Source organism: Pseudoalteromonas sp. 2CM36K (genome assembly GCF_023161865.1).
Taxonomy (GTDB): Bacteria; Pseudomonadota; Gammaproteobacteria; order Enterobacterales; family Alteromonadaceae; genus Pseudoalteromonas; species Pseudoalteromonas tetraodonis.
In genome coordinates, this window is record NZ_JALNTK010000005.1 from 133,856 (window position 1) to 146,602 (window position 12,747).

The 12,747-nt window shown below is 40.5% G+C and carries 11 protein-coding genes and 2 pseudogenes; 6 read left to right on the plus strand and 7 right to left on the minus strand.

The window, feature by feature from the left end:
• Positions 1-77 precede the first annotated feature (77 nt).
• The 3 genes from MTN97_RS04685 to MTN97_RS04695 all read left to right on the plus strand — a co-directional run bounded on the left by MTN97_RS04685 (position 78) and on the right by MTN97_RS04695 (position 4,378).
• On the plus strand, positions 78-1,250 hold the full coding sequence (locus MTN97_RS04685; RefSeq protein WP_248473792.1) for an exo-beta-N-acetylmuramidase NamZ domain-containing protein: 1,173 nt from the start codon (positions 78-80) through the stop codon (positions 1,248-1,250).
• A gap of 30 nt (positions 1,251-1,280) precedes the next feature.
• The gene (gene pbp4b / locus MTN97_RS04690; RefSeq protein WP_064664012.1) at positions 1,281-2,921 is read left to right on the plus strand and encodes a penicillin binding protein PBP4B; all 1,641 of its coding nucleotides are present in this window, start codon (positions 1,281-1,283) and stop codon (positions 2,919-2,921) included.
• Between the two features lie 80 nt (positions 2,922-3,001).
• Positions 3,002-4,378 carry a Na+/H+ antiporter NhaC family protein gene (locus MTN97_RS04695; RefSeq protein ID WP_214552771.1) on the plus strand — a complete coding sequence of 459 codons (1,377 nt, stop codon included), beginning with the start codon at positions 3,002-3,004 and terminating at the stop codon, positions 4,376-4,378.
• Positions 4,379-4,532: 154 nt separating this feature from the next.
• Here MTN97_RS04695 and MTN97_RS04700 read toward each other — a convergent pair.
• The 6 genes and pseudogenes from MTN97_RS04700 to MTN97_RS04725 all read right to left on the minus strand — a co-directional run.
• Positions 4,533-4,880, minus strand: a pseudogene (locus MTN97_RS04700) (RNA polymerase sigma factor); the annotation flags it as partial.
• Between the two features lie 14 nt (positions 4,881-4,894).
• Positions 4,895-5,527, minus strand: a pseudogene (locus MTN97_RS04705) (energy transducer TonB).
• Positions 5,528-5,668: 141 nt separating this feature from the next.
• On the minus strand, positions 5,669-6,349 hold the full coding sequence (locus tag MTN97_RS04710; protein WP_036980120.1) for a DUF799 domain-containing protein: 681 nt from the start codon (positions 6,347-6,349) through the stop codon (positions 5,669-5,671).
• A 1-nt stretch (position 6,350) separates the two neighbouring features.
• Positions 6,351-6,698: a DUF4810 domain-containing protein gene (locus MTN97_RS04715; RefSeq protein ID WP_069439176.1), complete on the minus strand. Its 348-nt coding sequence runs from the start codon at positions 6,696-6,698 to the stop codon at positions 6,351-6,353.
• On the minus strand, positions 6,695-7,378 hold the full coding sequence (locus MTN97_RS04720) for a CsgG/HfaB family protein (RefSeq protein ID WP_248473793.1): 684 nt from the start codon (positions 7,376-7,378) through the stop codon (positions 6,695-6,697). The genes MTN97_RS04715 and MTN97_RS04720 overlap by 4 nt, the downstream gene beginning before the upstream one ends.
• Before the next feature lie 320 nt (positions 7,379-7,698).
• A complete protein-coding gene (locus tag MTN97_RS04725) occupies positions 7,699-9,030 on the minus strand; it encodes an MFS transporter (RefSeq protein WP_248473794.1) in 1,332 nt (443 codons plus the stop codon).
• Between the two features lie 840 nt (positions 9,031-9,870).
• Between MTN97_RS04725 and MTN97_RS04730 the strand changes: the two genes are divergently transcribed.
• The gene (locus MTN97_RS04730; protein WP_248473795.1) at positions 9,871-10,053 is read left to right on the plus strand and encodes a hypothetical protein; all 183 of its coding nucleotides are present in this window, start codon (positions 9,871-9,873) and stop codon (positions 10,051-10,053) included.
• Between the two features lie 165 nt (positions 10,054-10,218).
• Entirely contained in the window at positions 10,219-10,575 is a 357-nt protein-coding gene (locus MTN97_RS04735) for a transposase (RefSeq protein WP_248473796.1), read from the plus strand.
• Positions 10,576-10,861: 286 nt separating this feature from the next.
• Here MTN97_RS04735 and MTN97_RS04740 read toward each other — a convergent pair whose 3' ends face one another.
• Positions 10,862-12,019 carry a hypothetical protein gene (locus tag MTN97_RS04740; protein ID WP_248473797.1) on the minus strand — a complete coding sequence of 386 codons (1,158 nt, stop codon included), beginning with the start codon at positions 12,017-12,019 and terminating at the stop codon, positions 10,862-10,864.
• A 214-nt stretch (positions 12,020-12,233) separates the two neighbouring features.
• Here MTN97_RS04740 and MTN97_RS04745 point away from each other — a divergent pair, with 214 nt between their 5' ends.
• Positions 12,234-12,740, plus strand: coding sequence for a DUF3087 domain-containing protein (locus MTN97_RS04745; protein ID WP_138627061.1), 507 nt, complete (start codon positions 12,234-12,236; stop codon positions 12,738-12,740).
• Positions 12,741-12,747: the final 7 nt, after the last annotated feature.

Consider the following 12,747-nt stretch of genomic DNA (forward strand, 5'->3'; position numbering starts at 1 on the left):
CTAATTCTTAAAACCTAAGCTGCTCTTTAAACTTAGCTGTGTTATTTTAAATGCCTTGTTTAAAAGGATCTTGCTGTATGTTTAAAACCGTGTTTTTTACCTTCTTTTTTATACTAAGTGCACTTTTTACCGTTGCTACACATGCAAATGAGGCTAAACATGCAATCGCCGTTGGTGCAGAGCAATTTGCTTTGTATGCACCCCAATTAAAAAACAAACGTGTAGGGCTGGTGGTTAACCAAACCTCTGTAGTGGGGCAAACGCATTTAGTTGATAGCTTGCTGGCTAAAAACATCAACATCACTAAAATTTTTGCACCTGAGCATGGCTTTCGAGGCGATCACGATGCCGGTGCTCATGTACAAAACGCCGTTGATAGCAAAACCGGTATTGCGCTTATTTCTATTTACGGTAAAAACAAAAAGCCAACCCCCGAGTCATTGCAAAATGTAGATGTAATTATTTTTGATATTCAAGACGTGGGCGTACGTTTTTATACCTACATAAGCTCTATGCATTACATGATGGAAGCCGCGGCCGAGCGTGGTGTTGAATTTATAGTACTCGATAGGCCAAATCCTAATATTAGCCACATTGACGGGCCAATTTTAGAACCGAAGTTTAAATCGTTTGTGGGTATGCACCCAATCCCTGTACTGCATGGTATGACGGTAGGCGAGCTTGCTAACATGATCAAAGGTGAGGGGTGGATCAATCAGGCTCGTGATTTAAAGCTAAATGTGATCCCTGTTGCCGGCTACACCCGCACAACACCATATAGTTTGCCGGTAAAACCAAGCCCTAATTTACCCAACGATCAATCAATTGCGCTTTACCCATCACTTTGCTTTTTTGAAGCCACTCCTATTAGTATAGGTAGAGGAACTGACTTTGCCTTTCAGGTTATTGGTTATTCACCAGTAGCACTTGGGGATTTTAGCTTTACCCCTCGCTCAATAAAAGGCGCAGCGCTTAATCCTAAATTTAAAGATCAGCTAGTGAAAGGGATTGATTTACGCCATAGTGATACCGTCGGTTTAAACTTAAATTATTTAATTAATGCTTACCAGCAGCTTACACAGGCTAAACAGCTGTTTTTTGAACGTGCCGATTTTATGGATAAGCTCGCAGGAACTGATAAATTAAGGCTCGCCATAGAAGCAGGGCACTCAGCTGAGGAGATTAAACAAAGTTGGCAAGCCGAGCTAAAACAGTTTAAACAGCAAAGAGCGCCTTATTTACTGTATTAATAAAAGGGATGCGTGCATTGGGCTTTAAAAATGATAAACAATAAAACGTACTATAAAGTAGTTATATTGCTGCTGAGCATTATTATTGCGGGCTGTAGTCGCTCTACAGCAATTAAATCAGAGCGCCCTTTAACGGTTAATCATATTAACGCGTTAGCTAATGCGCAGGTGATTGCTACCTTTCCTGAGCCAAATCCGAGCAGCAGAGAATATGTAAATAACCGCGGCACTTTTAAAGCCTACCGTGGCCGTGGAGAACTATTGCTACAAAATGTCAGTGCGGTTAGCGCCGATATATACATCAATAATAAAAAGCTCTCACTTAATGAGCCTTTACGCGCTAACACCGAGTACGACTTTAATTTAGGGCACTATACACATAACGGCGTGAACACCTTTAAGGTAGAGAATATTCAACCTGCTGGTGGTAGTTTAACCCTGCGCTTTGCATTTGCTACTTTAGAAAATACCGCCACAAAAGAAATCGACTTTAGCCAAGTTGATACCTTAATTGAAAACGATATAAAAGCAGGCTTTCCAGGAGCGGTATTAGCGGTTGTTAAAGCGGGTAAGGTATTAAAATTAACCGCGTATGGCGATGCAAAACAATATCAGCAAAGTGATTTAATGCTACTGCGCCCAGAGCCTATGCAAACTAATACCTTATTTGACTTAGCCTCAAATACTAAAATATTTGCTACTAACTTTGCATTAATGAAATTGGTCAGCGAGGGGCAGTTAAACATAAATCATACGGTGCATTCATACCTAAAAGAGTATCAGGGAGGTGGTCGAGAGCACCGCCAAGTAAAAGACTTACTAACTCATAGTGCCGGTTATCCGCCAGTGTTTGATTTTCATCGAAAAGACACCGCTTACGGCGATGCGTTTTTCTCACAAACAAGCGAAACTACGAAACAGCTATTATTAACAAGCGTGCCATTAACCGCTGAACCTACAGCGCCGCATGTTTACTCTGATATTGATTACATGATTTTAGGTGTTTTAATTGAGCGAATTAGCGGCCAACCACTCGATGAATACCTAGAGCAGCATATTTACGCGCCTTTAAAACTCAATAACACCTTATTTAACCCGCTTAAAAAAGGCTTTAACCGTCAGCAGTTTGCTGCCACGGAGCTTAGCGGTAATACTCGAGATGGGCGTATTCATTTTGATAATATTCGCACCAATGTACTGCAAGGGCAGGTGCATGACGAACGTGCTTATTATTCGCTTGATGGTGTTGCAGGCCATGCGGGATTATTTAGTAACGCTCCCGATTTAGCTGTGTTGTGCCAAGTTCTACTTAACAAAGGTGGTTATGGCGATACGCAAATTTTTAACGCCAGTAGCTTAGCGCAATTTTTAACGCCACAAAGCAGTGATGAAACCTACGGGTTAGGTTTTCGTCTTGCGGGAAATAACCAAGCGCGGCGCTGGCACTTTGGCCCTTATGCCAGCGCTCAGGCCTATGGCCACACAGGGTGGACAGGCACAGTCACCGTGATTGATCCGGCCTACGATTTGGCCATTATTTTACTCACTAATGCGCGGCATACTCCTATTAAAGGTACTGAAAAGCGCTATCAATTTGTAGGGAAAAATTTTGAAACAGCGCAATACGGCTCTATTGTGTCGCTTGTTTATGAGGCATTATTAAATCAATAAGCGTTAGTAAGTGACTTAATTGCTTATATCTATTAAGTTAAGTAAAGCGTCGTCATTATAAAAATAAATAAGGTTTGTTTATGCATTGGTATTCTATTTTACCGCCACTGATTGCCATTGCTATCGTGTTTTGGCGTAAAGAAGTGATTATGGCTCTTTTGGTGGCAGTGGCTTCATCAGAGTTTTTACTGGCCATTCAGGGCGAAGGAAATAGCGTATTTAATACATTTTTAAATACTATAGAGCGCATTATTTCGGTAGCAAGCTCGCCAGGTAATACCCGTATACTCATATTTAGTATTTTAATAGGCGCATTACTGGCCTATATTCGCGAGTCTGGCGGTGTTGCTGCTACCGTTAATTTGCTGATGAACAAAGGCGTTGCTAAAAGTAAGCGCCAAGTGGGATTTTTAACTATGTTTACCGGCGTAGCGGTATTTATAGAGTCAAACTTAAGTGTGCTTACCTCGGGTATTTTATCTCGCGGCCTGTTCGACAAATTTAAAATGAGCCGCGCGCGGTTAGCCTACATAATCGATAGCACCAGCGCCCCTGTGTGTATTTTAATATTACTAAACGGCTGGGGTGCATTCGTACTGGGCTTGCTAGGTAATTACGAATTAGGCGAGTCGGCCGTATCAGTGCTGTGGGGCAGTGTAGGCTATAACTTTTACGCCATAATCACCTTGGTTATTGTTTTTTATACCATTGCCTTTGATAAAGTACATGGCCCAATGAAAGTAGCTGAACAAAAACTAGAGCTACAAACAACCGAGCTAAAAGAAGAAGTAAAAGGCTCTAAAGCACGCTTTATGCTAGTGCCACTGTTAACGCTAATTGTTAGTATGGTTGGCTTTATGTTTTATACCGGTAACGGCGTACTTGCCGAGGGCAGCGGTTCAAAATCAGTATTGTACGCCACGGTTTTAGCTATTGTTGTAGCCTATTGTTTAATGATTGGCTCGCGCCAATTTACCCATCACCAACTTGTTGATACCGGCTTTAAAGGCATGGGTGAATTACTCCCACTGGTAAGTATTGTATTGCTCTCGCTCACCTTAGGTGCAAGCTTAAAAGAGCTAGGTACAGGCGTGTTTGTGGCATCTTTGGTTGGCGATTACTTACCAATATATTTAATAGTGCCCGTGCTGTTTTTAACTGGCGCGGTTATGTCGTTTACTACAGGCACCTCGTGGGGCACATTTGCCATACTCATCCCCATTGGCGTACCGCTTATTCAAGCGCTTGGTTTACCGCCATCGCTGGTGGTAGGCGCTATTTTAGGCGGCGGGATATTTGGCGATCATTGTTCCCCTATATCCGACACCAGCGCAGTATCAGCCATCGCCTCAGGCTGTGACCTACTTACCCACGTTAAAACCCAATTACCCTATGCATTAGTAGGCGGCGGTTTAACGTTTGTAGCTTACTTAGTAACGAGCTTAATTGTTTTGTAGGTTGGGTAGAGCGTAGCGAAACCCAACGTACCACCCATTCAAATTGTAGGTTTATATATTTACTGTTTTTGTAGACGCTTATCTTACTGGATTATCGTAGGGACGCTCTATATTTTTTGTTTACTCAATTACAATAATTATTGCTATATACACTTTGATTGTTATTTTGCGCAGGCAGTTTGCTGTTTTCGTCAAGCTCTATAAAGTGTTGCTGTTTGCGGTATTCGTCTATCAGAGTGTTACGTGCGAGTCGAAATAATCAGGCTTTAGGCGTGGTTTGTGCTTGGTAAAGGTGGCGCTTTTCGATTACTTTTAGCCATGTTTGTTGGCTTACATCGTATGCTAAATGTGTATTAGATTGGGTAACTAGGTAGTGATATAAATTGTTACTGTATAAGGTAATAAGTTGCTCTAAGTGGCGGTTGTCGCCACTTTTTGCACACCGCGCCATGCAGTCTTTGCTTGGCACTTCAAATAACCATGACTTAATATTCAATAGCATAGGCGCTTATTCCCTTACTGCGAACTGTCTAATTTAAAATCAAGCTGTACGGTTTGACCTGTTTGTAATTGTGCCACACCTTCAATTACTTTTGGACGATATTTCCAGCGTTTAATGGCGCGAAGTGCTTCGCGATCAAATATGCGTTTTGGTTCGGCATTCACTACTGTGGCATCAATTACTTCACCTGTGGGTGAAACATTAAAGCTAAGTTGCACCCAGCCCTCTATGCCATCACGTGCTGCGGTAGTTCAACATTTAGAATTTATGCGCACAATGGGTGAAGCATCTCCCGTTGGGCGGGTAATTATTTGCTTCATATCGTCACCAAGTCTGTCAATTACTATGGGTGGTGCTGTGCTTATTGCTGTTATTGGCTCATTACTAGGTGTTACACGTGGCGGTGCTTTAGGCGGCACTTTAGGTGTGGGTGGTGGCGGTATTCTTTTAATATGCGTGGTTTGTTTATCTTCTGGCGCTTGAAAAATCTCAACAGTAATATCATCACCCAATTTGATAGGCGCTCTTTGCTCGCCACTAATTAAGTATTGCATAAAGGCAAATGCGATAAAGGTGATCGCGACACCGCCAATAACAGCTGTTGATGCTTTGAACATGGGGTTTTTAGGGAATTCAAGTGTGTGCATAAGTCGCTCCAAATTAACTTATTATGTTGTTTCAGAGCTATAACGGCTAGCAAATAGAAAAGGAGTTAAATAGTTTTAAAATTTAATTTATTAAAAAGCCGAGTTAGTATTTAACTCGGCTTTTGTATATTTAATTACAAACTACTGTTTCTTTTCACTTAGCGCGGGCTGGCCGTAGTTTGGCGAGCGTGGGCCATACAATAAACCATTGTATGTATCAGATGAAAGCAAACGATTAGAAGTAATTGCTGCAACTTCAAAGCCTTTATCACTCACTGTTTCAGCAATTTGATTAATAGCTGCAACAACTAGCATTCCGACTAAACCACCACCAGTGTTGTTGTTTTGTTGCTCAGCAGACGATGCTCTCGCCTTATCCTGCCATAGGACTTCGCCAGTGCGTAAATCAACAAGTCTTGCTGATACGGTGACCGCTGTTTCACTTGAAATAACTACGTAGCTGGTACCGTATTCTTCAATGTTGATATATAAGGCTGAATCAGCACCAAAAATATCATGTAGCTTTTTAACGGGCACTTGGTGGATATCGTTTGCAACCGTTAAGCCATTACCTTTAAAGGTTTGATCAACAACCGCGACAGGAAATACATAAAAACCAGATTCAGCGATAGGTGTCATCATTTGTGTCATTACACTATATGGCGCGATTACTTCTGGTGTGTTGTTTAAAGGAGGCAACACAAGAATTGAATGAGGATCTGCTTGTCTAAATGCACTGTAATCATGGCTCGGGGGCGGTGATACACAGCCTGCGAGTGCTGTTAATAATGTTGCGATAGAGATTAGCTTTAAATAACGCATATTAAGCACCCTTTGCCGATTTTAGAAGAAAGTCGATGTACTGAACTGATTCAGGAAATAATTGTTTTTCTGTTTCAAAATGAGTAATACCTTTCACAGCATTGCCTGTATCAAAATACAGCATACCTAAATGAGCATGTAATCCTGGTGCTATTGCTTTACTGTTATTAGCTGCATCAGCAATAACCTGCTCTAGAATAGTTATTTGCTCTTCAACCGAAACTTCATCTGCTTTTAAATAAGCATAAACGGCGCTGTTATAGTCACCGTAATAATAAAGAGGTTCTTTGGTGTTATTACACCCAGTAAGCGCGACGCATACTATAGCGGTAGCGATTAGCTTTTTCATGCTTTACTACCCCATTGACCCGATTCAAGACCAGTAACTAGTTTGTTTACCACTTCACGAATCGCTAAATCGAGTACTTTTCCGTTTAATGTTGCATCGTATGAAGCTGTGCTACCAAAGCCAACTACTTCACGCTCTGATAAGCTGTACTCGCCAGCACCTTGTACTGAGTAAATAACTTCTGATGTTGTTACATCAACAATGTTAAGTGTTACTTTGGCGTATGCAATTTGCGACTTGCCTTTTCCTAATAAACCGAATAATTGGCGATCACCTATGGCTTTACGGCCAAATTCAGTTACATCGCCAGTTACTACATACTTTGCACCGCTAATTACTTGCTTTGCGCCTGTTAATTTAGCTTCTTCTGCAAGTGCTTGCATATTGTCGCGATCCAGCACACTAAAACGGTTAGTTTGTTGTAAGTGGCTCATTAAGGTTGTTTTTGCTTGGCTACCTAAGCGATCTTGGCCTGATGAAAATATACCATTTTGAAAACTTGAGCGATTTACAAACTGACCCACAACTAATTTACTCTTGGTGCCAGAGTAAGTGGTTTTGTAAGTTGCGACTGTTGGTGTATCTATAGCTTTTGATGAAGTAGTTGCACAGCCAGATAAAGTGGCAGCTGCAAGTGCAGCAATTAGGGCTGTTGCAAAATGTTTTTTATTTTTTAACATGAAATTTTCCAATGTTCGTATGGGATAAATAATTAAACGAACACTTGGAGATGTGTTTACACTGATAAGCTTATGACATTGTTCAAGAATCCGTTCCGAGGTCATTTATAAACAAAAAGTGATTAATATGCAATTATTATTGTTTTTAATTGTAAACAACGTTAATTGTTAGGTGTTTATAATTGCTCTTATTAGCTTAAAAATTATTGATATTTTCTCTAATTTTGTTGGTTAACTTTTGAGACGCTTCATTTAATTGAGGCTGAAAGTGCAGCGCCATTGAGTGTTCATTAGTTGTTTGTTAGTGCATAGCGTCAGCGCTATGCATTTTTTTGCTCGTTTTCCAGGTCTTTAAACAGCTCCCCTTGGGGATGTTCAAAAAACTCATCATCTATTTCTTCGTCATCCACAACCAACATTTGATCTTGTGCGGTGGTTTCTTCAATACGGGGATCCATAGTGGCAGCCAGTGGCGAGTTAGTTACATCAGAAGTACCCACCACATAATCACTGGGTTCAGGCTGCTCTACTTTTTGTTTAGAATTAATAAACGTGAGTAATAAATACATGGTTACGGTTAATAGCGAAATAGACGCATACAATGCTTGGTGCCCAAAGTAGCTCATGATCTGTGCGTTAACTGTTGAGCCTATTGCTGCCCCAGCGCCAAAAGCAACCAATAACGCTGATGACACGCCTACGCGTTCTTCGTCTTCAACTCGCGAATTGGCCAGTGCCGAACAAAGCGGATATAAAGTAAAGGCAAACAAACCAAATATAAAGGTCAGTATGTAAGCAATTAACTGTGAGCTTGGTAATAAAAACAATGCCAAACTCACAATGCCTATGGCTATGGCATTAGTACGAATTAATAAACTACGGCGAATACGGTCAGAAAGCATGCCCATTGGCCACTGTGCCAGCAGGCCAGCTAAAATAGTTAGCGACATAAAAATAGCAATTTCAGCGGCGTTAAAGCCTGATAACTTAGCAAAAATAGGTGCTAGACCATAAAAGCTACCATTGATAATGCCTGCAAAGTGGACCGCAGTAAGCGATTGTGGCACTTTTTTAGCGTAATCAAATAGGCTCATTTTTATCGGTTTTAAGGGTTTTGGGTGGATTCTGCGGGTGATAGAAATAGGAATAATGCCGATTGCTAACGCCATGCAGACTAAAAATAGCGGCGCATAACCTAGCTCAGGAAATTGTGCGAGCGCTAATTGCCCTAAAATCATCCCCAAGTATGAAGTGATCATATAAAACGAGAATACCCGGCCGCGTGATTCGGGGGCTGACTGTTCATTCAGCCAGCTTTCTAGCACCATGTAATTACACATCATACCTAAGCCAACAAAAAACCTAAGGCCTAACCATATATAAAGATTATCACTCACCCCGTGAGCAGCCACACAGGCAGTAACCGCCGCAGTACTTGCTGCAAAGGTTCTTATGTGACCCACCGATTTAATAAGATGATAGCCAAGTTTTGAACCCAGTAATAAGCCAAGGTAATAACACGAGGTCATCAAGCCTATCCAAAACGTAGACGTGCTTTGTTTACCTAAATAAAGCGCTAAATAGGTAGTAAGTAAACCGGTACCAATAATTAAAAATAAATTAGCAAAGTACAGTGACGGAAATGATTTCATTAAAATGCAAATTATGAGCTAAGACAACTAGATACTAGAGCAAGCGAGAAGGTTTTCCAAGCTGTAAAAGGGAGTTTTATATGGCGCAGCCCTATGCAGACTTTAAATAGAGGTTAATGAATAAAATAATCATTTAATAATATTTTCATTTCACCGTTTTGCAGATATTCGGTAATTTTTTTGTTTATTTTTTCGTAACTCTTCACCAAGACAAACTATTTTCTAAGGATCTTTTTTAGCTATTTGCTGATCCTGCCAGTATGCCAAGCTAGAGCGATTACCTTATCGCTCTAGCTTTAATGAATTTAAACAGCATAAATATCACTGAAATAGTTGAGCAAACTAAAATTCAGTTACAAGAAGATAAAACATTCTCGCCAGCGGTGAAGATGTCTATTGAACTCATTCTTGTTGTCGTTGTTATGCTAGCTAACCTGAACTCCGGATAATAAATCCATCTCAAGCAGCTATTTTCAGTGCTAACTGCGTTGAATTTACTTGCAATAGGCGAGCTATTGACGCGTAATTTCGCCTTGTTTTCACTAAAAATCTCTAGCTAGAGATAAATAAACACAAATATCTTTTATTGATTCAATGTGTTAGTAAATCTCTTAACCAGAGTTCAGGTTAGCTAGTAAATTAGGACTTAATAGTCAAAATAGTAGCATTCCTCCATTAAAAGATATCAACCGTACAAAGCCAACGAGAGAGAAGTCAGAAAAATCAGTTGGCGGACAAAAAGGCCGAGTAGGTAAAACGCTGACTCAAACAGAAACACCTGATGAGGTACAAGTCATTTTAGTTGACCGAGATTTTTTACCTAAAGGTCACTATCGTGAGGTGGATTTTCAAAAGCGACAAGTCGTCGATATAGATATCAGTGAAGTGGTGACCGAATGCCAGGCTCAAATCCTTGAGAATGAGCAAAAGAAGCGGTTTGTTGGTGAATTCCTCCAAGGTGTTAACAGTCCTATTCAATATGGTGTTGGTGTGAAAGCCCATGCGGTTTACTTATCACAATAGCAATTACTCCCTTATAACCGCATTGAAGAATACTTTAGTGACCAACTAGGTATTCTGCTCAGTGCCGGCAGTTTATTTAACTTTAATGAACAAGCAGCGGCACTAGTAAAGTCATCGGGCGCAGAAGGTATTATCAAAGCGGCATTACAAAACCCGCATCAAACTTTGCATGTTGATGAGGTCGGTATTTTACCGCACTTTACCGGTGTGCTATGCCATGACCATTGGAAACCATATTATCAATATACCCAATGCCAACATGCATTATGTAATGCTCACCACATCCGAGAATTAGAAAGGGCTTGGGAGCAAGACGGCATGCAATGGGCGAAGGATATGCAAACCTTACTTAAAGAAAAAATACCGGGGTGTTTTAGAAGTAGGCAAGGAGCTGAAATGTTCTGCTTGCTGAGAAGCTATTTATCGACTTGCAGAAAACAATATGTATCTGCAAGCCTAGCACTTGAGTTATTATTCAAAAATCAGCTGCCTGATATATTCATTTCAAATGAGGCTGAATAGTTACATTTAAAGAATTAAAAAGTGGTTAATTGTGAGCATTGCTATGTCCCTGTAATAAGGTCTGAACCTCAAATGAGCATAGAACACAATTTGTGAAGATCTAGTTAATAATTAAAGTAATGAGTTTTTATTACAAAATAGCCAAAGCTGATACAAAGCACATTTAATTTTAATGTAATTGCAGCATGCTTTTTTAGCGGTTTAAAGTAATAAAGCATAAAAGTACTTAAGTGCTCCTACGCTTTATTATTTAATTGTTGTTTTAACGCTAAAAAAGCAAACGATGTTAGATCGCGACTAAACTGCGCTCTAACATAGCTTGAATTTGCTTAACTATTTTAGCTTCGGTTTCGGGTTCAAACTGGGCAATTCGAGGAGTGTGAATATGCCCAGTCGGAATATCTGAATTTAGCTGATTACGCAGCCGAATACTGCGGTACGAAATTTCGTTAGACAGATAACCACCGCCACCGCCTCGCACTGCAATAGCGTCTTTTAATTCATCGAAACTGTTAGGCTCAAAGTCTTTTTTGAGGGTAATAACATGATGGTTATCATTAATAGGAAAAGGGCCTTTTGCGCTTAACATAGCGCTAACAGGTAAGCTAAATTCTACAAACTCAGTACCTGGTAATGGGCGGTCGTTTAAGCTTGGAATGAGCGGCGCTGTTTTACTGCCTCCATACACTATATTGGCGTTGTCGGGCGCTGTTACACTGCGGCGCTTGCCTGGAAAGCGCTCAAGGTCAAAGTCTTTACTACCCATACTAACGGTAACCACCATATCAACATTATTAAGTGCGTAATAAGGGGCAAGTAAAGATTCTATAATACCGTGATCAAAGTCTTCATAACGCACAGGCACCATCACTGTGTTTATTTCAGCACTAATCCCTTTATAGTTAATGACTTGGCCATCAAGAAGTAACGCAGCCACGCCCGATGGGTTGCTTTGGTTTATATTTCTATCAAGTAAAAATGGGTCAAACCCGGTTAGTAATATTTTTTTTGTGGTGTTTTGTGAGTAGCTTAGGTCTGTGCGACCTCGGCTTCCGTTTTCTAGCAACGTTAATAACACTGTTTGCTGCGCGGTGCTCAGCGAAAATGCAGGTTTTGTGGTGCGAATTATTTTACTTGATTGTAAGCGAGCCCAATAAAGCGCGCGATCATCTAAGTTTTGCGTTGTAGCAATGCGTTTTTTTGCACTAAACCATAATCGTTTTGAGTAGTCATTTACGGCATCTACGGCTTGTGCGTAGCTTGATAGTGACTTGAATTGCTGCTCAAATTGATTAACTTCGCTGGCAAAAGCGCTTAGTACGGCTGGCATCGCTTGGCTGGCTTTTTCAATTCGCAATTCTTCTGGGGTTAGCGGTGTGTTTAAATTGGCCAAAGTACTAAAAGAAGAAAATATTAAACTTGTGGCAATCAGTGTTTTTATCATGATGGTCCTAAACTGAGTCGTATTTGTTGTCTACTATCCTATGCCTAATAAGTGGGTGCAAATAAAATCGTTGGTTGGTTTTATGTTAAAAGCAGTATAAAACCGGCGTTAAATCAAAAATTACGGGTATTTTATTAAAAAGAGTCGAAACTCTGTGGTGGGTTTAGCTACAATGGTGGCTGTGTATTTTTTAGTTTTTTACTTTTAGGCAACTATGCAACTTATTCAAATAGATAAAGCTCGTTATCGTAAACATTTAAACCGCGTTATAGTCGGTTGTGCCGCAAGCTTAGCGATTGGTAGTTTAGCTATTTCACAAACGCTTATTGCATTATTTCCCGATGAAAGTGGGAGTCATTTTCATTGGAACTTATTAGGCGTAATTGTTACGAGTATTGGTATTGGCTGGTTGTTAAATAAATACCGTACACATCCTTTTATGACCGAGGTGGTGTATGTATGGGAGCTTAAACAAGCGCTTAATAAAATTACCCGCAAGATGGCAAAGCTTAAAGCGGCGGGACGTGAAGGTAATCCTGATGCGCTATTAGCCATTCACTATAGTTATGCAGGCTCACGCTTGTTATGGCGGCTTGACGATAACACCATCACCATGGATGATTTAGCGATTAAACAAGCCGAGTTAGATAGCGTTGCGGCTAAATATAATTTAACCCTTAATGCCGATGACTACGATGACGCAATTTTAAAGCAGTTTTAATTTATAG

Coding starts and splice junctions, on each gene's coding strand:
- MTN97_RS04745 (WP_138627061.1), top strand. CDS start 12,234: ATGCAACTTATTCAAATAGATAAAGCTCGTTATCGTAAACATTTAAAC.
- pbp4b (WP_064664012.1), top strand. CDS start 1,281: ATGATAAACAATAAAACGTACTATAAAGTAGTTATATTGCTGCTGAGC.
- MTN97_RS04710 (WP_036980120.1), bottom strand. CDS start 6,349: ATGCGTTATTTAAAGCTAATCTCTATCGCAACATTATTAACAGCACTC.
- MTN97_RS04685 (WP_248473792.1), top strand. CDS start 78: ATGTTTAAAACCGTGTTTTTTACCTTCTTTTTTATACTAAGTGCACTT.
- MTN97_RS04720 (WP_248473793.1), bottom strand. CDS start 7,378: ATGTTAAAAAATAAAAAACATTTTGCAACAGCCCTAATTGCTGCACTT.
- MTN97_RS04695 (WP_214552771.1), top strand. CDS start 3,002: ATGCATTGGTATTCTATTTTACCGCCACTGATTGCCATTGCTATCGTG.
- MTN97_RS04725 (WP_248473794.1), bottom strand. CDS start 9,030: ATGAAATCATTTCCGTCACTGTACTTTGCTAATTTATTTTTAATTATT.
- MTN97_RS04740 (WP_248473797.1), bottom strand. CDS start 12,019: ATGATAAAAACACTGATTGCCACAAGTTTAATATTTTCTTCTTTTAGT.
- MTN97_RS04715 (WP_069439176.1), bottom strand. CDS start 6,698: ATGAAAAAGCTAATCGCTACCGCTATAGTATGCGTCGCGCTTACTGGG.